The sequence below is a fragment of the Mycobacterium sp. TH-M116 genome, assembly GCF_057473685.1.
Genome location: NZ_JBYCLC010000026.1, coordinates 1 through 21,814, shown reverse-complemented (window position 1 = coordinate 21,814; position 21,814 = coordinate 1). Strand labels below are relative to the sequence as shown.

Here is a 21,814-nt window from a genome sequence, read left to right as displayed (position 1 = left end):
CGATTGCCCCTCAGGATAGTCGGTGGCCTCGTCGTCGCCAAAATGGGCCGTGCGCGTCGGCGCCGCACCCTTGACGTGACACCGGCCGCGCCCGCTAATCTACCGAGTGGTTGGTTGGTTCGCTGTGCTCAGCGGTGAGTCGAGGAACGGAGGGCGCCCATGGCCTCTGCTTCCGTCGCTCCGGTGCGGATCGGGAACTGTTCGGGGTTCTACGGCGACCGCCTGTCGGCGATGCGCGAAATGCTCACCGGCGGCTCGGGCGCCCCGGTGGACTTCATCACCGGCGACTACCTGGCCGAACTCACCATGCTCATCCTGGGCCGCGACCGGATGAAGCACCCGGATCGCGGCTACGCCAAGACCTTCCTCACCCAGCTCGAAGACTGCCTGGGCGAGGCCCGCGACCGCGGGGTCCGCATCGTCGCCAACGCCGGCGGCCTGAATCCCGCCGGCCTGGCCGACGCGGTGCGCGCCCTGGCCGCGCGGTTGGGTGTCGACGTCCGCGTCGCGCACGTCGAGGGCGACGACCTGGCGCCGCGCGCGACGGAACTCGGGCTCGGGTCGCCGCTGACGGCCAACGCCTACCTCGGTGCGTGGGGCATCGTCGACTGCCTGGGCGCCGGGGCCGACGTCGTCGTCACCGGCCGGGTCACCGACGCCTCGGTGACGGTCGGGGCCGCGGCCGCGCACTTCGGTTGGGGCCGAAGCGATTACGACCGACTCGCCGGCGCCGTGGTCGCCGGCCACGTCATCGAATGCGGCGTCCAGGCCACCGGCGGCAACTACTCGTTCTTCACCGAAGTACCCGAGCTCACCCACGCCGGCTTCCCGCTGGCCGAGATCCACGCCGACGGGTCGTCGGTGATCACCAAACATCCCGGCACCGGCGGGCTGGTCAGCGTCGACACCGTCACCGCGCAGTTGCTCTACGAGATCGGCGGCGCCCGCTACGCCAACCCGGACGTCACCGCCCGCATGGACAGCGTCGAGCTGTCCTCCGACGGACCCGACCGGGTCCGCGTGAGCGGTGTGCGCGGCGAGCCGCCACCGCCCACCCTGAAGGTGTCGCTGAACGGCATCGGCGGGTACCGCAACGCGATGACGTTCGTGCTGACCGGTCTGGACGTCGAGGCCAAGGCCGCACTGGTGCGCCACCAGCTCGCGTCCGCGCTCACCGTCGAGCCCGCCGAGCTGGTGTGGACCCTGGCCCGCACCGACCACGCCGACGCCGACACCGAGGAGGCCGCCAGCGCGCTGTTGCACTGTGTCGTGCGCGATCCCGATCCCGCCAAGGTCGGACGCCAGTTCTCCTCGGCCGCAGTCGAATTGGCTCTTGCCAGCTACCCGGGCTTCCATGTGACCGCCCCTCCGGGCGAGGGCCAGGTGTACGGCGTGTTCACTGCCGGCTACGTCGACGCCGCCCGGGTGCCGCACATCGCCGTGCACGCCGACGGCACCCGCACCGAAATCGCATGCGCCACTCAAACTCTCGAGTTGTCACCGGCCGAGGAGCCCCCGTTGCCCGAGCCGCTCGGAGTCGGCCCGACGCGCCGTGTGCCGCTGGGCCGCATCGCCGGGGCCCGCAGCGGCGACAAGGGCGGCTCGGCCAACGTCGGAGTCTGGGTGCGCACCGACGAGCAGTGGCGGTGGCTGGCACACACGCTGACCGTCGAGGTCCTCAAGGAACTGCTGCCCGAGGCGGCGGGCTTGGCCGTCACCCGCCACGTGCTGCCCAACCTGCGCGCGGTGAACTTCGTCATCGACGGCATGCTGGGCCAGGGCGTGGCCTACCAGGCCCGGTTCGACCCCCAGGCCAAGGGTTTGGGCGAATGGCTGCGCAGCCGCTGCCTCGAGGTGCCGGAAAGGCTTTTATGACCCTGTGGAACACCCCGGAGCGCGACCAGCTGCGAAAGACGGTGCGCTCGTTCACCGAACGCGAGATCCTGCCGCACGCCGACGCCTGGGAACGCGCCGGCGAGCTGCCGCGCGACCTGCACCGGCGTGCCGGGGCGGCGGGGCTGCTGGGCGCGGGCTTCCCCGAGGCGGTCGGCGGCGGCGGCGGGGACGGCGCCGACGCGGTGGTCATCTGCGAGGAGGTGCACGCGGCCGGGGCTCCGGGCGGCGTGTTCGCCTCCCTGTTCACGTGCGGCATCGCGGTGCCCCACATGATCGCCACCGGCGACGCGCGCCTCGTCGACGAGTTCGTCCGGCCCACGCTGGCCGGCGAAAGGATCGGCGCCCTGGCCATCACCGAGCCCGGCGGCGGCTCGGACGTCGGGCACCTGCGGACCACCGCGGTGCGCCGTTCCGGTCCGGAAGGCGACCACTACGTGGTCAACGGCGCCAAGACCTACATCACCTCCGGGGTGCGCGCCGACTACGTCGTCACCGCGGTGCGCACCGGCGGCCCCGGCGCGGCCGGGGTGTCGCTGCTGGTGGTCGAGAAGGGTAGCCCGGGGTTCGAGGTGAGCCGCAAGCTGGACAAGATGGGCTGGCGCTCCTCGGACACCGCCGAGCTGTCCTACACCGACGTTCGCGTGCCCGCGGACAATCTCGTCGGCACCGAGAACAGTGGCTTCGCCCAGATCGCGCAGGCGTTCGTCGCTGAACGCATCGGCCTTGCCGCCCAAGCGTATTCGAGCGCGCAGCGGTGCCTGGACCTCACGGTGCAGTGGTGCCGGGACCGGGAGACGTTCGGGCGCCCGCTGATCTCGCGCCAGTCGGTGCAGAACACTCTGGCCGAGATGGCGCGCCGCATCGACGTCGCGCGCGTCTACGCGCACCACGTGGTGGAGCGCCAACTGGCCGGCGAGACCAACCTGATCGCCCCGGTGTGCTTCGCCAAGAACACCGCCGTGGAGGCCGGCGAGTGGGTCGCGAATCAAGCCGTCCAGCTGTTCGGGGGGATGGGCTACATGGCCGAGTCCGAAGTCGAACGCCAGTACCGGGACATGCGCATCCTGGGCATCGGCGGCGGCACCACCGAGATCCTCACCGCGCTGGCCGCCAAAACCCTGGGATACCAACCATGACAGTGCTGCAATCCTCGCTCGATCCACAGTCACCGACCTACGCCGAGGCGGCGTCGGTGACCAGCACCAGGCTCGGCGAGATCGACACGGAACTGGCCAAAGCGCTCGCGGGCGGCGGCACCAAGTACGTCGAGCGTCACCACGACCGCGGCAAGCTGACGGCGCGGGAACGCATCGAACTGCTCGTCGACCCCGATTCCCCGTTTCTGGAGTTGTGCCCGCTGGCGGCCTGGGGCAGCGACTTTCAGGTCGGCGCCAGCCTGGTCACCGGCATCGGCGCGGTATCCGGCGTGGAGTGCATGATCGTCGCCAACGACCCCACGGTCAAAGGCGGGACCAGTAACCCGTGGACGCTGCGCAAAATACTGCGGGCCAAGAAGATCGCTCTGGAAAACCGGCTCCCGGTCATCTCGCTGGTCGAGTCCGGTGGCGCGGACCTGCCCACGCAGAAGGAGGTCTTCATCCCCGGCGGGCAGATGTTCCGCGACCTCACCCGGCTCTCGGCGGCCGGGATCCCCACCATTGCACTGGTTTTCGGTAACTCCACCGCGGGCGGCGCCTATGTGCCCGGGATGTCCGACCACGTGGTGATGATCAAGGAGCGTTCGAAGGTGTTCCTGGCCGGCCCGCCGCTGGTCAAGATGGCCACCGGCGAGGAGTCCGACGACGAAGCCCTGGGCGGTGCCGAAATGCACGCCCGCGTCTCCGGGTTGGCCGACTACTTCGCCGTCGACGAACTCGACGCGCTGCGCATCGGGCGGCGCATCGTCGCACGGCTGAATTGGGTCAAACAGGGACCCGCGCCCGGCCCGGTGGCCGAGCCGCTGTTCGACCCCGAGGAACTGATCGGTATCGTTCCGCCGGATCTGCGCACCCCGTTCGACCCGCGCGAAGTGATCGCCCGCATCGCCGACGGCTCCGACTTCGACGAGTTCAAGTCGATGTACGGGTCGTCGCTGGTGACGGGCTGGGCCCGCCTGCACGGCTACCCTTTGGGCATCCTGGCCAACGCTCGCGGCATCCTGTTCAGCGAGGAATCGCAAAAGGCCGCCCAGTTCATCCAGCTGGCCAACCGCTCCGACACGCCACTGTTGTTCCTGCACAACACCACCGGGTACATGGTGGGCAAGGAGTACGAAGAGGGCGGCATGATCAAGCACGGGTCGATGATGATCAACGCCGTGTCCAACTCGACCGTCCCGCACATCTCGGTGCTGATCGGCGCCTCCTACGGCGCCGGGCACTATGGCATGTGCGGCCGCGCTTACGACCCCCGGTTCCTGTTCGCGTGGCCGAGCGCGAAGGCCGCGGTGATGGGCGGCGCGCAGCTGGCGGGCGTGCTGTCGATCGTGAGCCGGGCCGCCGCCGCGGCGCGCGGGCAGCAGGTCGACGATGCGGCCGACGCCGCGATGCGCGCTGCCGTCGAGGGCCAGATCGAGGCCGAGTCACTGCCTTTGGTGCTGTCCGGGATGCTCTACGACGACGGGGTGATCGACCCGCGCGACACCCGCACCGTCCTGGGAATGTGCCTGTCCGCCATCGCCACAGGCCCGATCAAGGGGACGTCGAACTTCGGCGTCTTCCGGATGTGAGCCGCATGGGAGTCACTCGGGTACTTGTTGCCAACCGCGGGGAGATCGCCCGGCGGGTGTTCGCCACCTGTCGGCGGCTGGGGCTGGGGACCGTCGCCGTCTACACCGACCCCGATGCCGCCGCCCCGAACGTCGCCGAGGCCGACGCGCGGGTCCGGCTGCCCAGGACCGACGACTACCTCAACGCCGCGGCCCTGATCGCCGCGGCGCGCGCCGCCGGGGCCGACGCGGTGCACCCCGGCTACGGGTTCCTCTCGGAGAACGCCGACTTTGCGGCCGCGGTCACCGGGGCGGGCCTGACCTGGATCGGGCCCCCGGTGGACGCGGTGCGGGCGATGGGCTCCAAGATCGAGTCCAAGAAGCTGATGGCGGCCGCCGGCGTTCCGGTGCTCGACGAACTCGACCCCGACTCGGTCACCGAGGCCCAACTGCCGGTGCTGGTCAAGGCCTCCGCGGGCGGCGGCGGCCGCGGGATGCGCGTGGTCCGCGATTTATCGTCGTTGCCCGCCGAAGTCGCGGCCGCCAGTCGTGAGGCGCGGTCCGCCTTCGGCGACCCGACGGTGTTCTGTGAGCGTTACCTGCCGACCGGGCACCACGTGGAGGTCCAAGTCCTCGCCGACGCCCACGGCACGGTCTGGGCCGTCGGGGAACGCGAATGCTCCATCCAGCGGCGGCACCAGAAGATCATCGAGGAGGCCCCCTCCCCGTTGGTCGAACGCATCCCGGGCATGCGCGCCAAGCTGTTCGACGCGGCCAGGCTGGCCGCGGGCGCGATCGGCTACACCGGCGCCGGCACGGTGGAGTTCCTGGCCGACGAGAGCGGCGACTTCTTTTTCCTGGAAATGAACACACGGCTGCAAGTCGAGCACCCGGTGACAGAGGAGACCACCGGGCTCGACCTGGTCGAGCTGCAGATCGCGGTCGCCGACGGACACCGGCTCGGCACCGAACCACCTGCAGCGCAAGGCCATTCGATCGAGGCTCGGCTCTATGCCGAGGACCCGGCGCAGAGCTGGCAGCCGCAGGCCGGTCTGGTGCACGCCTTCGAGGTGCCCGCGGTACGGGCGCGGTTCGACACACTCGGTCAGCGCACCGGGATTCGGCTGGATTCCGGCATCGTTGACGGTTGCACCATCTCGATTCACTACGACCCGATGCTGGCCAAGGTCATCTCCTATGCCCCGACGCGCCGCCAGGCTGCGCTGGTGCTGGCCGACGCGCTGGCCCGGGCGCACGTGCACGGCGTACGCACCAATCGCGACCTCCTGGTGAACGTGTTGCGCCACAGAGCCTTTCTCGACGGCGCGACCGACACTGCGTTCTTCGACACCCACGGTCTGGCGGAACTCGCCGCGCCGCTGGCCGACGACGCGACGGTCCGGATGTCGGCGCTCGCCGCCGCCCTCGCCGACGCGGCGCACAACCGTGCGGCCGCCCCGGTCTTCGGCTCGATACCCAGCGGCTGGCGAAACCTCGCGTCGGGTTATCAGACGAAGGGCTACCGCGACGACGACGGCATCGAGCACCGCGTCGAATACCGTTTCACCAGATCCGGATTGGCGTTCGCCGGGGATGAGCAGGCAGTGCTGGTCTCGTCGGCGCCCGAAGAGGTCGTTCTGATCGACGGCAACGGGGTGGCGTGCCGCTTCGCGGTCGCCCGTTACGGCGACGACGTTCACGTCGATTCGGCGCGGGGGCCCGTCCACCTCGTCGCGCTGCCGCGGTTCCCCGAACCGCGTTCGGCCGTCGAACAGGGGTCGCTGGTCGCGCCGATGCCGGGCAATGTCATCCGAATCGGCGCTGCCATCGGCGAGAGCGTCAGCGCGGGTCAGACACTGATCTGGCTTGAGGCGATGAAGATGGAACACACCATCACCGCGCCCGCCGACGGCGTTCTGGCAGAGCTCAACGTCAGCACCGGCCAGCAAGTCGAAGTAGGTGCCGTCCTGGCACGAATCGACGCCCCGGAAGCAGAAGGAGATCCAGCGTGACCGAGAACAGCTTCATCGAGAACGAGGACCGCCGGGCCCTGCGCAAGGCGGTCGCGGAGTGGGCGTCCAACTACGGCGCCGAGTATTACCTGAAAAAGGCACGCGCACACGAACACACCACGGAATTGTGGTCAGAGGCAGGAAAACTCGGCTTTCTCGGAGTGAACCTGCCCGAGGAGTACGGCGGTGGCGGCGCCGGCATGTACGAGCTGTCCCTGGTGATGGAGGAGATGGCGGCCGCGGGCAGTGCACTGTTGCTGATGGTCGTGTCGCCCGCCATCAACGGGACCATCATCAGCAAGTTCGGCACCGACGAGCAGAAGAAGCGCTGGATTCCCGGCATCGCCGACGGCTCGATCACGATGGCGTTCGCCATCACCGAGCCGGACGCGGGGTCGAACTCGCACAAGATCACCACCACCGCTCGCCGCGACGGAGGCGACTGGCTCCTCACGGGGCAGAAGGTCTACATCTCCGGAGTCGACCAGGCGCAGGCCGTGCTGGTGGTGGGTCGCACCGAGGAGGCGAAAACCGGCAAGCTGCGCCCCGCGTTGTTCGTGGTGCCCACCGATGCGCCGGGCTTCACCTACAACCCGATCGAGATGGAGCTGATCAGCCCCGAGCGGCAGTTCCAGGTCTTCCTCGACGACGTCCGACTGCCCGCCGACGCGCTCGTCGGGGCACAGGACGCCGCGATCGCGCAGCTTTTCGCCGGACTGAACCCCGAGCGCATCATGGGCGCGGCGAGCGCCGTCGGCATGGGCAGGTTTGCCCTCGACAAGGCTGCCGACTATGTCAAGACCCGCCAGGTCTGGGGCACGCCGATCGGTGCGCACCAGGGTTTGTCGCATCCCTTGGCGCAATGCCATATCGAGGTCGAACTGGCCAAGCTGATGATGCAGAAGGCCGCCACCCTCTACGACAACGGGGATGACGCCGGCGCCGGTGAGGCCGCCAACATGGCGAAATACGCCGCGGCCGAGGCGGCCACCCGATCTGTGGACCAGGCGGTGCAGTCGATGGGCGGCAACGGGCTGACCAAGGAATATGGTGTGGCCGCGATGCTGGCCTCGGCCCGGCTGGGACGCATCGCCCCGGTCAGCCGCGAGATGGTGCTGAACTTCGTGGCGCAGACGTCGCTGGGCCTGCCTCGAAGCTACTGACGTCGCACTGATGGACACGCTGGTCGAATACGCCGGCCCGGCACAGACCGGAGGCCCTTATACGAGGCTGACCCTCAACTCGCCGCACAACCGCAACGCGCTGTCCGGCGCGCTCGTCGGCCAACTGCACCAGGGCCTGCGCGACGCCGCGGCGGACCCGGCCGTGCGGCTGGTGGTGCTCGGTCACGCCGGCGGCACATTCTGCGCCGGGGCGGACCTGAGCGAGGCCGGCGGCGCTGCCGGGCGAAGCGGGTCGCCACCATCGGCGCGTGGCGATCGCGAGGGCGGCGCTGCCGGGCGAAGCGGGTCGCCACCATCGGCATACGACATGGCCGTGGCCCGGGCCCGCGACATGGCGGAGGTGATGCGGGCCATCGTCTCCTCGCCGCTGCCGGTGATCGCCGCCGTCGACGGCCACGTCCGAGCCGGTGGTTTCGGCCTCGTCGGCGCCTGCGACATCGTGGTCGCCGGCCCGCGCAGCACGTTCGCACTGACCGAGGCGCGTATCGGCGTCGCTCCGGCGATCATCTCGCTGACGTTGCTGCCGAAGATGTCGGCCCGGGGCGCCGCCCGCTACTACCTCACGGGCGCGACGTTCCACGCCGCGCAAGCCGCGGAGATCGGGCTGGTCACGATGGCCGTCGACGATGTGGACGCCGCGGTGGCCGGGCTGATCGCCGACATCGGCCGCGGCTCCCCGCAGGGACTTGCCGCATCCAAGGCGCTGACCACGGCCGCGGTGCTGGAAGGCTTCGACCGCGATTCCGATCGGCTCATCGCCGAATCGGCACGGCTGTTCGTGTCCGAGGAGGCGCGCGAAGGAATGCAGGCGTTCCTGCAGAAGCGTCCGCCGCGCTGGGCGAGCTCTCCGGACGTCTAGCAAAGAGGAAAGCCGACCCGGGCCGCGACCGGGCACAACCTTTGGGTACGTTGCATTTCAGCCAAACTCTCTTGCAGCAAAAGCTGGACGTCGTAGGCTCGAGGTGATGAGCAACTCAGCGCAACGCGATGCGAAGGACACGCGTGACACATCGCCGCGCGCGGCCGACACCGATCGCATCCAGATCGCGCAGTTGCTGGCCTACGCAGCCGAGCAGGGCCGGCTGCAGCTCAAGGACTACGAAGAGCGCCTGACCAAGGCGTATGCGGCGACCACCTACGAGGAGCTGGATCAGCTGCGCGACGACCTCCAGGGTTGCTCGACGGTGAACCCGCGCCGGGGCGGGACCCCGAACCCGGCACCCTCCACGCTGCTGCTGGCACTGATGAGCGGCTTCGAACGACGCGGCCGATGGAACGTCCCCAGGAAGCTGACCACCTTCACCCTGTGGGGAAACGGCGTGCTGGACCTGCGCTACGCCGACTTCACCTCGACCGAGGTCGAAATCCACGCCTTTTCGATCATGGGCATGCAGAACATTCTGCTGCCGCCGGAGGTGAACGTCGAGATCCACGGCCGCGGCGTGATGGGCGGCTTCGACCACGCCATCGTGGGCCAGGGCACCCCCGGGGCGCCGACGGTCCACATCCACGGCTTCTCCCTGTGGGGCGGTGTGGGCATCAAACGCAAGGCCCGCGGCAGGCGCCCCTGAGGATCAGCGGCGCCGCCGGCACCGTAGGTAGTCGCCCACCACGGCCGCTCCCAGCCCGTCCACGTCGGGCACCACGACCCGCCCCTCGACCCGCCGCGCGACGCGGTCGATGAACCGCGCCAGACCGGGGTCGCTGCCCAACCGGAAGATCGTCACCTGCGCCCCGAGGCGGGCGATGTCGTCGAACCCGCGCACGGTCGCCGCGATGGTCCGCGGATGCGGCGGGTAATCAAAAAACACGGCAGAACCCGGCCCCTCCCCGTCGAAGTCTTCCAGATGGGCAGTGGGCTCGCCGTCGGTCACCACCAGCACGACGGGCTGCGCGCCTGCGTGCCGCCGCAGGTGCCGGCCCGCCAGCGCCAGCGCGTGGTGCAGATTGGTGCCCTGCTCGTAGACTCCTTCGAGCCCGGTGAGCTCGGCGGCCGTGACCGTGCGGGCGTAGCGGCCAAAGGCGACGATCTGCAACGCATCCGCGCGGAATCGGGTGCACACGAGGTGATTGAGCGCCAGGGCCGTCTGCTTCATCGGCAGCCAGCGGTTCTCCATCACCATCGAGAACGAGGTGTCGACCAGCAGCGCCACGGCGGCCTGGGTTCGGGCCTCGGTCTCGGACACCTCGACGTCGTCGACGGTGATCCGGATCGGGCCGGAGGCGCCGTCCAGCCTCACACTACCCGCCTCGCGCAGCACGGCGTTGGTCAGCGTGCGGGAGATGTTCCACGGCTCGGTGTCACCGAACTGCCAGGGGCGGGTCGCGCCGGTCAACTCCCCGGCCGCGCCCGACCGGCGCAGCTCACGTTCACCACGTCGACCCGAAAGTTGTTGTGCTACATCGCGTAAGGCCGTCTCACCGAGGCGGCGCATGGCCTTGGGCGAGAGCCGCCACTGGCCGTCGGAACCGCGGTCCAGGAAGCCCTGGTTGACCAGGGTGCGTTCCAGTTCGGCAAGAGTTCGGGCGTCGATGGCGGCCTGGTCGCCCAGTTGGCGGGCCAGCGCGTCGAGATCCACGTCGTCCATGGTGGCGCCCGGGTAGCTCTGCGACAGTTGCTCGGCCAGTTGCTCGAGTTCGGCGATGTCGGCCAGCGCCTGGGCGCCCTCGCCCATGCCGAACGGGTTGTCCCCGGAGAACTGCTCGGAGCCGCCCCAGTCTTCACCCGGGCGGGCGGCCTGCAGATGGGCATCGAGCCGGTCCAGTGCCTGCATCAGCGCCGGGGACCCGAATGCCTGCTGCGCCAATGCATCCAGTTCGGCGCGCTGATCCGGGCTCAGGCTGTTGCGGAAACGCTGCGCGGCGGCGGCGCGTTTGGCCAGCGAGTCCAGCAGCTCGTCGACGTTGCGCGGGTTCTCCGGGAAGAACTCGCCGTGCTCGGCCATGAAGTCCTGGAAGTCTTGCGGCGTGTCCTCGCCGCGGGCGTGCTTGTCCAGCAGCCCGTTGAGGTCATCCACCATCTTCTTGACCCGTTGGCGGTCCTCGTCGGTGGCACCCTCCAGCGCCTGCTTCATGCCGGCGAAACGCTGATCGAGCATCTCGCGGCCCAGCAGATCCTTGATCTGCTCGTACTTTTCACGCGCCTCGCCGCTGCGCCAGTTGTAGTCCGACAGCTCCTGGGCGGCCTTGGCCGGCGACGCCGGCAACGCGTCCAGTTGCAGTTCGCCGAAGCGTGCGTCGTCGTCGAGCGCGCGGGCCAGTTCTTTGCGCTCGGCCAGCACGGCCTCGTCGAGCAACTTCTTGATCTGCTGCAGGGTGCCGTCGAGATTGTTGTTGCGCAACAACTCCCGCCTGCGCCGGTTCGCCTCGGCCGCCAGCCGGTCGGCCCCCGGCATGTTCTTGGTGCCGCGGCGCAGCAGTTCGGACAGCGCGCGCCGCGGCGAGGTGCCGGCCATGACGTCCTCACCGATCTGCTCGAGCGCCTCGCGCAGATCCACCGGCGGAGCCAGGGGGTCGGGACCCCCGGTGTACGCCGAGTAGCGAAGCGAGTGCCCCCTGATCGGTTCAGCCATAGACGGTCTGGCCCTCTCCGGACATCTTGTCGATGCGCTTGGCCAGATACAGCGCCTCCAGCGCCAGTTCCAGCGCTGCGGCACGCTCGCCCTCGGATTCGGCGCCGATCTTGGCGGCGATCTGATCCACGACGGGCAGCCCCGGCACGGCGGCCAGCACGTCTTTGGCCGACACGCGCTCACCGGTCGTCACCGCCGAACCCGCCTCGACCGCAGCCACCAACGAGCCGACGTCGATACCACCCAGCACCCGCGACGCCGTGTCGGCGGTCGCACGCCGCAGCAGGTGCTCGAGCACGGCCTGTTCGCGGCCCTCCTCACCGGACTCGAATTCCAGCTTGCCGCGCAGGACGTCGATCACGGTGCCCAGGTCCACGACGCGCGCCACCGGATCGGTTTCTCCCAGCACCGCACCCCGATGGCGGGCGGCGGCCGCCACGGTCTCGGCCGCCGCGATCGCGAACCGTGCCGACACCCCCGACCTCTGGTCGACCGAGTTGGACTCGCGCAGGTAGCGGGCGAAGCGCGCGATCACCTGCATCAGGTAGTCGGGCACCTGCGCGCTCAGGTGTGCCTCCTGGGCGATCAAGCCGATCTCCGCATCGAGTTCACGCGGGTAATGGGTGCGGATCTCGGCGCCGAACCGGTCTTTGAGCGGGGTGATGATGCGCCCGCGGTTGGTGTAGTCCTCGGGGTTGGCGCTGGCCACCACCAGTACGTCCAACGGCAGGCGCAGCGTGTAGCCGCGGACCTGGATGTCGCGCTCCTCCATGACATTGAGCATCGACACCTGGATACGCTCGGCCAGGTCGGGCAGTTCGTTGACCGCCACGATGCCGCGGTGCGCCCGCGGGATGAGGCCGTAGGCGATGGTTTCGGGGTCCCCGAGGCTGCGGCCCTCGGCGACCTTGATCGGGTCGACGTCGCCGACCAGGTCGGCGACGCCGGTGTCCGGGGTGGCCAGCTTCTCGGTGTAGCGCTCGCTGCGATGCTTCCACTCGATCGGCAGGGCGTCACCCAGCTCGTCGGCCCGCCGGATGGATTCCGGCGTGATCGGCGTGTAGGGGTGCTCGCCAAGTTCGGCCCCGGCGATCACCGGCGTCCACTCGTCGAGGAGGCCGACCAGCGCCCGCAGCAGCCGCGTCTTACCCTGGCCTCGTTCACCGAGCAGGACGACGTCGTGGCCGGCGATCAGCGCGCGTTCCAGCTGCGGCAACACGGTGTCCTCGAAACCCAGGATGCCCGGCCAGACCTCGCCGACATCTGAACCGGCGGCCAGCGCGTTCAGCAGATTCTCCCGGATTTCTTGCTTGACGCCCCGTTCGCGATGCCCGGCGGCACGCAGTTCGCCGACGGTACGGGGCAGGTTGCTCGGTGCAGTCACCACTCCACGCTACGACGCGCAGCGACGTGCGTCATCCGATGCCGCCGCAGGGGGCTCGGCGCACCGTTCCCTACGCACGCCTCAATGCGCGCCTCAATGCGCGAAATGCCGGGCTCCGGTGAGGTACACGGTGACGCCGGCCTTGGCCGCCGCTTCGGTGACCTCGTCGTCGCGGACCGACCCGCCCGGATGCACGATCGCCTTGACGCCGGCGGCGGCCAGGGTCTCGAGCCCGTCGGGGAACGGGAAGTACGCGTCGGAGGCCGCGACCGCGCCGCGGACCCGCTCGCCGCCGCGCGCATTTCCTCTCTCGATGGCCAGGCGGGCCGCGTCGACGCGGTTGACCTGTCCCATGCCGACCCCGACGGTCGCGCCGTCGGCGGCGATCACGATCGCGTTCGACTTGACCGCGCGGCAGGTGCGCCAGGCGAAGACCAGGTCGGTCAACGTGGCCTGGTCGACCGGCGATCCGGTCGCCAGGGTCCAGTTCAGCGGATTGTCGCCGTGGGCGTCGAGTTCGTCGCGCTGCTGCATCAGCAGGCCCCCGCTCACCGGTCGCAGCTCGAGACCGCCGGTCAGCGGCTCGGCGGCCACCAGTACGCGGATGTTCTTCTTGCCCGTCAGCGCAGCGACGGCACCCGGCGCGTAAGCCGGCGCGATGATCACCTCGGTGAAGATGGTGCTCACATACTCCGCCATCTCGACGCTCACCTCGGTGTTCGCCGCGATGACTCCCCCGAACGCGCTCAGCGGATCGCATTCGTGCGCCTTGCGATGCGCGTCGGCGACCGATACCGCCGAGATGGCGATGCCACAGGGGTTGGCGTGCTTGATGATCGCCACGCAGATCTGCTCGTGGTCGAAAGCGGCCCGCCATGCCGCATCGGCATCGGTGAAGTTGTTGTAGGACATCTCTTTCCCGTGCAGCTGCTCGGCCTGCGCCAGGCCGGGCCAGGCGCCGGGGTCGGTGTAGAGCGCCGCTTGTTGATGCGGGTTCTCGCCGTAGCGCAGCATCGCCGAGCGGCGCCAGCCGCGGCCGAACCACTCGGGAAACACAGTGGGCGGATGCTCGGGCGCCAGCGTCGACTGCATCCAGCTCGCGACCGCGAGGTCGTATTCCGCGGTGTGCTGAAATGCCAGCGCCGCCAGCTTCTTGCGCTCACCCAGGGTGAATCCGCCGTGCCGCACCGCGGCGAGCACGCCGTCGTACCCGAGCGGGTCGGTGATGACCGCCACGCTGGGATGGTTTTTCGCGGCGGCGCGCACCATCGACGGCCCGCCGATGTCGATCTGCTCGACGCATTCGTCGACGCTCGCGCCGGATTCGACCGTTTCGCTGAACGGGTAAAGGTTGACCACGACCAGTTCGAAGGCCTCGATCCCGAGCTGCTCGAGGGCGTCGGCGTGCTCGGACTTACGCAGATCGGCCAGCAGGCCGGCGTGCACCCGCGGATGCAACGTCTTGACCCTGCCGTCGAGCACCTCGGGAAACCCGGTCAGTTCCTCCACGCGTGTCACCGGAATCCCTTTGTCGCCGATGGTCTTTGCCGTGGACCCCGTGGAGACGATCTCTACGCCGGCCGCCGCCAGTCCCCGGGCAAGCTCCACGAGCCCGGTCTTGTCGTAGACGCTGATCAGCGCGCGACGGATCGGCCTTCTCGCCGTTTCCCGCCAGTCGTCGGTGCTCATCCTATGATCGCCTTTCGTCCGATCGTTGCCTGTCGCCCGGTCAAAGTCATGCCACCGGTTGCGATCGCGGCCACCACGTCCACCAGAAGCTGCCGCTCGCTGACTTTGATGCGTTCGTGCAACGTCTGTTCGTCATCACCGTCGAGTACCGCGACGGCTTGCTGCGCCAGGATCGGCCCGGTGTCCGTCCCGGCATCCACCAGGTGCACCGTACAACCCGTGACCTTCACACCGTAGGCCAACGCGTCGGCCACGCCGTGCGCGCCGGGAAAAGCCGGCAGCAGCGCGGGATGCGTGTTGACGATACGGCCGTAGAAGCGTGAAAGAAACTGCGGCCCAAGAATTTTCATGAATCCGGCCGACACTACGAGGTCGGGCGAGTGGGCGGCGGTGGCGTCGGTGACGGCGGTGTCCCAGGCGTCGCGGCCGGGATGGTCGGCAAGCCGGGCGACGAATGTGGGCACCGACGCCGCCGTGGCGATCTCGACCGCGGGGCACTGACGGTCCGCTCCGACGGCCACCACCCGGGCGGGATAGTCGCCGGTGGCGGCCTCGATCAGGGCCGCCAGCAGCGAACCGGTGCCCGAAGCCAACACCACCACTCGCGCCGGGGCGCTCGGGGGTACGCGGAGCGGTTCAAGCACACGCAGAGCCTAGTCGGGCGACGATGCCGGCCGTGCATCAGCACGGCCGGAGGAGGAGCCCGGCAATGCAACATAGTCGGGCTCCTCCTCCGGCCGTGCATCAGCACGGCCGGAGGAAACGCCGAGCCTGCGGGCAGCGCGCGATCGCCGGACCGGTCGACGCGCTCAGCGCAGTTTCGATGCCTTCAGCGCAGCAGACTCGGTCCCGCCAACGGCCCGAAGGCCTACTCGGGCTGCGGCTCAGGTTCTTCGGGAGGCGAAGCGTCGGCGTCCGGCGCCTCCTCGACGCCCAACCCGTCGGCTTCGGCCGGTTCGGCAGCCGATTCGTCGGGCTCCGCGAAAAACGTTGCGGAATCGATTGGCTCGTCGACCTCGCCGACCTCGCCGACCTCGTCGACCTCGCCGACCTCGCCGACCGTTTCGGCCGCCACCTCTGCCGCCACCTCTGCCGTCACCTCTGCCGCCGGTTCTCGCGTGGGTTTGGCCCGCCGCGGCTGACGCCGGACACCGCCGGCCATGATCACCGTCACCCAGCCGACGACCGTGAACCAGAAGAACGCACCGATCGCCAGAGCGCCCTGGTCAACGCCGACATCGCCGAAGTTGCCCAGCCGACCACTTGCGCCGAGGGCCAGCAAGGAGATCACCAGGGTCCCGGCGACCGAGGCGACCAGCAGCTTGGCCGTCGCCGGAACCAGGGGCAACGCATGCCTGGCGCACTGCTGGCCGACCGCCACGCCCGATGAGGCACCGATGATGAGCAGTGCCACCCATACCGGCCCGAGCGGCGGCGTGGGGGCCGCGGCCAGGATCGGCAACGCTGGAATGTCGCCGCCGAAGACGGTGAAGGAGCTGAACGTTGCGAAGCCGAGATGGGCACTGGACCCGACCGCGACCGCCGACGTCCCGACAATGACGTTGGGCGTGTACAACACTGACAGCGCGGTGAGGTTGAACTGGCCCCAGATCGAATCGGTGATGCCGTAGAGCTCTTGCATCGTGGCCCAGTGCACGACCAGTGAACCCGCCGTCACCAGGCCGGACAGCCCGACCAGCGCCAGCGCACCGGCCGAGCCCGCGCGCAGGGAGTCACCCAGCCAGGGCGGCAGCGATGAGACCGCCAGCACCCGTGGACCCACGCGGGACCACACGCCGATTGCCGTGCCGATGGCGTGCACGAGCAGCACGCCGACGAACGCGCGCAGGGCGCTGGGCGTCTCCAGCTCGGTGAGCACCGTCGACGCATCGTGGATCATCGCGAGCGCGATCGCCGCCATCAACAGGGGGCCGCCGAGCGCCGAGGCGACAATCCAGCGAACCACCAGCCACGACGAGTGCGGTGAGGTCGCCCGTGCCGTGCTGCGCGCGGTAGCCCAGACCATCAGCAGCACGGGCAACAACGGCATCACGCCCAGTTCGTGGCCGCCGATGAAGACCGGCACCTGATGCACGCCGAGCCACATGCTGGCGATGGCACCCAGGGCGCCAGTCATGTCGCTGTTGGCGATCAGCAATTGGAGCAGCGTGACGGCGGCGATGATGCCCAACGCCACCACTGCGGGGCCGAACGCGACCCTGAGAAGGTCACGCCCCTGGCGGGCCCCCGCTGCCCGATGGTCCTCCACCCGTGTCACCCTGGGCGCACGTACACTACCGGGCGCGAGAGCGCGCGGTCAGCCCGACACCGGGCCAGAGGAGGACGTCGGAGACTGCTGCTGACCTTGGTCGTTGGTCTGCTCGTCGCCGCTCTTCCGGGAGTGGTCGGCCGCGGACGAACCGACTTGGGAGCCGGCGATGTCCGCCGCATCGACCGTGGGTGGAGGACTGAAGCTGGGGAAACCGGTGGGTGGCGTGGACGGGCCCTGCGGCGCCGCCGGCTGCGCACTGAACGAACCGGATCCGCCGGTCGACGCCGCCTGGGTAGGACTGTGGCCCGGCGGGTAACCTCCGCCGTACTGCTGCGCTCCGTAGCCGGGCGGCTGCTGCGGGTTGTGCGACTGGGATCCGCCGTGTTGTTGCGCACCCGGCTGACCGTAGTACCCGCCGGGTGGCTGCTGAACGCCGTATTGCCCGTACTGGCCGTACTGGCCGTAGTGCGCGTACGGATCGTACTTCGGCCGCGGCGCCGGGGCGGTGACAACACCCGCCTCGAGCAGGATCGCGAGGACCGCGGCGATCGCCTGCAGCAGACTGCACGCCAGCAGCGGCCAGAGCGCCCAGCCGATCTCGTAGCCCGCGGGCGTGTTGACCATCTCGGTGATCACGATCAACGCACCGAGCACGGCGACCACGGCAACCACGGCCAGGTTTCTCTTCGCCTTGGGCAGCAGGGACACGGCGGCAAGCAGCGCGGCCAACACCGACACGTCGACCGCGTAACCGGCATCGCCGGCGCGCCCGCCCGCACTCGGACCGAGTTCGGCGCCGATGATGAACGTGGGACCGAAGTTCAGCAGATAGACCGCCAGGCCGAGTCCCGCGACCGCGACGGTGAGGTAGACCGGGAGGCTGGTTTGGTCATCGGTCTTGGCGAACGAGGGTGTCGCGCCCGAGTAGGAGCCGCCGGGCTGTGTGGGCGGATAACCGGGACTACCGGGCGAGTAGGTCATGACTCCTCCTGTTGATTGCACAACGTCTTGATTGCACAACGTCTTGACTGCACAACGTCTTGATTGCATGACGTCGCGGCGCCAGGCCACTGCTGCAATGCGGCGCCGCGCCGGCGCGCTTGTCCACGCCGATTCCGCTGCGCTCGCATTACCCCGCGGCCGATCCACCACGCTAGCGCACGTTCGGGTTGCTGCGCCGGTACGACCGGCCCGCCGTCACGACTGTCCGAGCGGCGGCCGCTTGCCCTGAACAGGTAGAACACGTTCTAATTCTCGGCATGGATTACGGGCTTGTGCTTTTCACCAGCGACCGCGGCATCTCCCCGGCGGCAGCCGCCAAGCTGGCCGACGACCACAACTTTCAGACGTTTTACGTGCCGGAACACACTCACATACCGGTCAAGCGGGAGGCGGCTCACCCGACGACAGGCGACGAGTCACTGCCGGATGACCGCTATATGCGCACGCTGGACCCGTGGGTGAGTCTGGGCGCCGCGTGCGCGGTGACCTCGCGGGTGCGGCTGTCGACCGCGGTCGCGTTGCCCGTCGAGCACGACCCGATCACGCTTGCGAAGAGCATCGCCACCCTCGACCACCTGTCCGGCGGCCGAGTCAGCCTGGGCGTCGGCTTCGGCTGGAACACCGACGAGCTCGCCGACCACGGCGTGCCCCCCGGACGGCGGCGCACCATGCTGCGCGAATACCTCGAGGCGATGCGGGCGCTGTGGACGCAGGAAGAGGCCGCCTACGACGGCGAGTTCGTCCGATTCGGGCCCAGCTGGGCCTGGCCCAAGCCGGTGCAGCCGCACATTCCGGTGCTGCTGGGCGCCGCGGGCACCGAGAAGAACTTCACGTGGATCGCGCGCAGCGCCGACGGCTGGATCACCACGCCCCGCGACTTCGACATCGACACTCCGGTGAGGCAGCTGCAGGACATCTGGGCGGCAGCCGGCCGGGACGGCGCCCCGCAGATCGTGGCGCTGGACTTCAAGCCGGTGCCCGAGAAGCTGGCGCACTGGGCCGAACTCGGGGTCACCGAGGTGCTGTTCGGCCTGCCCGACCGCCCCGACGCCGAGGTCGCCGCCTACGTGGAGCGACTGGCCGGCAAGCTCGCCGCCCTGGTCTGACGCGCTCAGCGGGCAAAGCAGCGGTTGCCGTAGTCGAAGGAGCGCACCCGCACCTCGCGCCCGAGCGGGTCGCCGTCGATGAGCAGCGCGATCAGCTCGTCGTCCTCGGTGGTGGACAGGAACCGGGTGCCGTCGTCGAGCATGCCGATGACGATCCCGGTCGGGCGTCCGTCGTCGCGGCGGACCGTATAGGTCTCGACGGTGCCGCGACCGTCGGCGTTCTCGGTCACCGGCCGGGTCGGCCACCCGGCGACCTGCGCCTGCAACGGCGCGTTGCGGTCCGGCGTCCAAGGCACCGGGGTGGTGGAGTAGACGCCGACCGAGTACTTGCTGAGAATGCCGCCGTTGGCGCCGACGAGACCGAACCGTCCCGGCATCTTCCGCATCTGGGCGACGGTCTCGGCGACCGCGTGCATCGCGTAGTTGTTGCCGGCACCGCCGAAGAACGGCAGCCCGCCGGTCAGGGTCAGGCCGCGCGGATCGTCGGGCGCGATGCCCATGCCGTCGCAGATGTTGAACACCGGCACCGGAAAGCAGCTGTACAGATCGAAGGTGGCGACGTCGTCGACGCCGATTCCGGCCATCGCGAGCGCCTCGCGCACCGCCAGGACGGCAGACGGGGAGTGGCCGAGGTCCGGACGGTCCAGCAGTGCTTGTTCCTCCAGGTCGGTGTGCCCGTGCAGATAGACCCAGTTGTCCTCGGGCACTCCCAGCCGCCGCGCCGCCTCCACCGACATCAGCAGCGCGGCCGCCCCCTGGTTGACCTGATCGCGCGCGACCATCAGCCGCGGGTAGGGCTCGGCGATCATCCGGTTGCGCTCGGTCACGGTGACCAGTTCGTCGACGCTGCGCTCGACCGGAGCGGCGGCGAACGGGTTGTTGGCGGCGACCTTGGTGAACGGCGCGAACAGCTCGGCCATGGTTCGCCGGTACTGGACCGGCCCCTGCCCGGTGCCGGCCCGGCGGGCGTTCTCCAGCAACGCGTACTGGATCGGCGCGCTGGTCAGACCATGGATGACCGTGTAGCGCGAGATCAGCTTCTCGATACCGTGGCCGCGGTCTTCCAGGTCGCCGTCCACGGTCTCGGCGAAGTCCGGTTTGCCGTCGCGGCCCGCCCAGTGCCGCAGCGTGGACGTCGCGTCCGAGCCGAAGATCAGGGCGACGTGAGAACGGCCGGCGGCTATCCCGGCGGCCAGCTCGCTGATCAGATGCTGCGGCCCCTGGCCGCCGACGATCTCCAGGATCGCGCGCGCGGGGTTGGCGCCGAGGCGGTTGGCCACCGAACGCGGGTAGTTGTTCGAGCATCCCAGCACGGCCTTGGCGACCGGCCCGGAGATCTCGAACTGCCGAACCCCGGCCACGGTGTCCACGGCCGCCGCCACCGCGTCGACGTCTGCGCCGGAGTCGACGACGGCGGCACGGGAAGCGGCGGCGGCCAACTCGACCGGGGACATCGCCCGGTAGCCGGGGTCGTCGACGCGCTCGGCGGACTGGCCGACGCCCACGACGACGGGCGTGTGCGGATCCAGGGTGGTCAAGTGGGGCCTACAGGCCGCTCAGGATCTCGCGGGCCAGCGCCGCGGTCTCCGACGGCGTCTTGCCGACCTTGACTCCGGCCGCCTCGAGGGCCTCCTTCTTGGCCGCCGCGGTACCTGAGGAACCGGAAACGATCGCCCCGGCGTGGCCCATGGTCTTGCCTTCCGGAGCGGTGAATCCCGCGACGTAGCCGACGACCGGCTTGGACACGTTGGCCTTGATGTAGTCGGCCGCACGCTCCTCCGCGTCCCCACCGATCTCACCGATCATCACGATGATCTTCGTCTCGGGGTCCTGCTCGAAGGCCTCGATGGCGTCGATGTGGGTGGTGCCGATCACCGGGTCGCCGCCGATGCCGATGGCCGTCGAGAAGCCGAAATCGCGCAGCTCGTACATCATCTGATAGGTCAACGTCCCGGACTTGGACACCAGCCCGACGGGCCCGGAGCCGGTGATGGTGGCCGGGGTGATACCCGCCAACGCCTGACCCGGTGTGATGATGCCCGGGCAGTTCGGTCCGATGATCCGCGTCTTGGGGGCCCTTGATCCACCCTTTTCCAGGTTGTAGGCCCACGCGTAGGCGGTGTCCTGCACCGGGACTCCCTCGGTGATGACCACCAGCAGCGGGATCTGCGCGTCGATGGCCTCGATGATCGCGTCCTTGGCGAACTTCGGCGGCACGAAGACGACGGACACGTCGGCGCCGGTCTTCTTCATCGCCTCCTCGACGGTGCCGAACACCGGCAACTCGACGTCGTCGCCGTTGGCGTCCTTGTGCGACACCGTGGTTCCCGCTTTGCGGGCATTGACGCCGCCCACCACCTGGGTTCCCGCCTTGAGCATGAGCGCGGTGTGCTTGGTGCCCTCGCCACCGGTGATGCCCTGGACGATGACCTTGGAGTCCGCGTTAAGGAAAATAGACATGGGTCATGATTCCTTTTCTACTTGTTCGCCAGCTCGGCGGCTTTGTCGGCACCGGCGTCCATGGTCTCGGCCTGGATGACGAGCGGATGGTTGGCCTCGGCCAGAATGCGGCGGCCCTCGTCGACGTTGTTGCCGTCGAGCCGAACCACCAACGGCTTGTTGGCCTCGTCGCCGAGGATCTCCAGCGCCTTGACGATCCCGGTGGCCACCGCGTCGCAGGCGGTGATGCCACCGAAGACGTTGACGAACACGCTCTTGACCTGGGCGTCGTTGAGGATCACATCCAGGCCCGCGGCCATCACCTCAGCCGAGGCACCGCCGCCGATGTCGAGGAAGTTGGCAGGCTTGACTCCGCCGTGCTTCTGGCCCGCGTAGGCGGTCACGTCCAGCGTCGACATGACCAGTCCGGCGCCGTTGCCGATGATGCCGACCTCGCCGTCGAGCTTGACGTAGTTGAGGTCGTGCTCCTTGGCCTTGAGTTCGAGCGGATCGGTGGATGCACGGTCCTCGAACTCGGCGTGCTCGGGGTG

At 69.3% G+C, this 21,814-nt stretch carries 16 protein-coding genes and 1 pseudogene; 8 read left to right on the top strand and 9 right to left on the bottom strand.

The window, feature by feature from the left end; genetic code table 11:
• Nucleotides 1–183: 183 nt before the first annotated feature.
• The 7 genes from AC2VOK_RS01115 to AC2VOK_RS01085 all read left to right on the top strand — a co-directional run bounded on the left by AC2VOK_RS01115 (nt 184) and on the right by AC2VOK_RS01085 (nt 9,370).
• Entirely contained in the window at nt 184–1,875 is a 1,692-nt protein-coding gene (locus tag AC2VOK_RS01115) for an acyclic terpene utilization AtuA family protein (protein WP_428898841.1), read from the top strand.
• Complete coding sequence (locus AC2VOK_RS01110) at nt 1,872–3,032, top strand: acyl-CoA dehydrogenase family protein (RefSeq protein WP_428898832.1); 1,161 nt, start codon at nt 1,872–1,874, stop codon at nt 3,030–3,032. The genes AC2VOK_RS01115 and AC2VOK_RS01110 overlap by 4 nt, the downstream gene beginning before the upstream one ends.
• A 2-nt stretch (nt 3,033–3,034) precedes the next feature.
• On the top strand, nt 3,035–4,624 hold the full coding sequence (locus AC2VOK_RS01105) for an acyl-CoA carboxylase subunit beta (RefSeq protein ID WP_428898840.1): 1,590 nt from the start codon (nt 3,035–3,037) through the stop codon (nt 4,622–4,624).
• 5 nt (nt 4,625–4,629) lie between these two features.
• A complete protein-coding gene (locus tag AC2VOK_RS01100) occupies nt 4,630–6,615 on the top strand; it encodes an acetyl/propionyl/methylcrotonyl-CoA carboxylase subunit alpha (protein ID WP_428898831.1) in 1,986 nt (661 codons plus the stop codon).
• On the top strand, nt 6,612–7,778 hold the full coding sequence (locus AC2VOK_RS01095) for an acyl-CoA dehydrogenase family protein (RefSeq protein ID WP_428898830.1): 1,167 nt from the start codon (nt 6,612–6,614) through the stop codon (nt 7,776–7,778). The genes AC2VOK_RS01100 and AC2VOK_RS01095 overlap by 4 nt, the downstream gene beginning before the upstream one ends.
• Nucleotides 7,779–7,788: 10 nt before the next feature.
• Complete coding sequence (locus AC2VOK_RS01090) at nt 7,789–8,658, top strand: enoyl-CoA hydratase family protein (protein WP_428898829.1); 870 nt, start codon at nt 7,789–7,791, stop codon at nt 8,656–8,658.
• Nucleotides 8,659–8,764: 106 nt separating this feature from the next.
• Nucleotides 8,765–9,370 (top strand): DUF1707 SHOCT-like domain-containing protein, encoded by a 606-nt coding sequence (locus AC2VOK_RS01085; RefSeq protein ID WP_428898828.1) that lies wholly within the window; start codon nt 8,765–8,767, stop codon nt 9,368–9,370.
• A gap of 3 nt (nt 9,371–9,373) precedes the next feature.
• Here AC2VOK_RS01085 and AC2VOK_RS01080 read toward each other — a convergent pair whose 3' ends face one another.
• The 6 genes from AC2VOK_RS01080 to AC2VOK_RS01055 form a co-directional block, all read right to left on the bottom strand.
• The gene (locus tag AC2VOK_RS01080) at nt 9,374–11,371 is read right to left on the bottom strand and encodes a vWA domain-containing protein (RefSeq protein ID WP_428898827.1); all 1,998 of its coding nucleotides are present in this window, start codon (nt 11,369–11,371) and stop codon (nt 9,374–9,376) included.
• Nucleotides 11,364–12,758, bottom strand: coding sequence for a sigma 54-interacting transcriptional regulator (locus tag AC2VOK_RS01075; protein ID WP_428898826.1), 1,395 nt, complete (start codon nt 12,756–12,758; stop codon nt 11,364–11,366). Before AC2VOK_RS01075 ends, AC2VOK_RS01080 begins: the two co-directional genes overlap by 8 nt.
• A gap of 90 nt (nt 12,759–12,848) precedes the next feature.
• Nucleotides 12,849–14,444, bottom strand: coding sequence for a bifunctional phosphoribosylaminoimidazolecarboxamide formyltransferase/IMP cyclohydrolase (purH, locus tag AC2VOK_RS01070; RefSeq protein ID WP_428898825.1), 1,596 nt, complete (start codon nt 14,442–14,444; stop codon nt 12,849–12,851).
• Nucleotides 14,441–15,088: a phosphoribosylglycinamide formyltransferase gene (purN, locus tag AC2VOK_RS01065; protein ID WP_428898824.1), complete on the bottom strand. Its 648-nt coding sequence runs from the start codon at nt 15,086–15,088 to the stop codon at nt 14,441–14,443. The genes purH and purN overlap by 4 nt, the downstream gene beginning before the upstream one ends.
• Before the next feature lie 224 nt (nt 15,089–15,312).
• On the bottom strand, nt 15,313–16,713 hold the full coding sequence (locus tag AC2VOK_RS01060; RefSeq protein WP_428898823.1) for a cell division protein PerM: 1,401 nt from the start codon (nt 16,711–16,713) through the stop codon (nt 15,313–15,315).
• Nucleotides 16,714–16,761: 48 nt separating this feature from the next.
• The gene (locus AC2VOK_RS01055; protein WP_428898822.1) at nt 16,762–17,697 is read right to left on the bottom strand and encodes a DUF5336 domain-containing protein; all 936 of its coding nucleotides are present in this window, start codon (nt 17,695–17,697) and stop codon (nt 16,762–16,764) included.
• 278 nt (nt 17,698–17,975) lie between these two features.
• On the opposite strand from AC2VOK_RS01055, the gene AC2VOK_RS01050 reads away from it, so the two are divergent.
• Nucleotides 17,976–18,824: an LLM class F420-dependent oxidoreductase gene (locus AC2VOK_RS01050; RefSeq protein ID WP_428898821.1), complete on the top strand. Its 849-nt coding sequence runs from the start codon at nt 17,976–17,978 to the stop codon at nt 18,822–18,824.
• Between the two features lie 5 nt (nt 18,825–18,829).
• On the opposite strand, the gene AC2VOK_RS01045 is transcribed toward AC2VOK_RS01050, so the two are convergent.
• The 3 genes and pseudogenes from AC2VOK_RS01045 to AC2VOK_RS01035 form a co-directional block, all read right to left on the bottom strand.
• Nucleotides 18,830–20,362 (bottom strand): acetyl-CoA acetyltransferase, encoded by a 1,533-nt coding sequence (locus AC2VOK_RS01045; protein ID WP_428898820.1) that lies wholly within the window; start codon nt 20,360–20,362, stop codon nt 18,830–18,832.
• A 7-nt stretch (nt 20,363–20,369) separates the two neighbouring features.
• Entirely contained in the window at nt 20,370–21,284 is a 915-nt protein-coding gene (sucD, locus tag AC2VOK_RS01040; protein WP_428898819.1) for a succinate--CoA ligase subunit alpha, read from the bottom strand.
• Between the two features lie 17 nt (nt 21,285–21,301).
• Nucleotides 21,302–21,814: pseudogene (locus tag AC2VOK_RS01035) on the bottom strand (ADP-forming succinate--CoA ligase subunit beta); the annotation flags it as partial.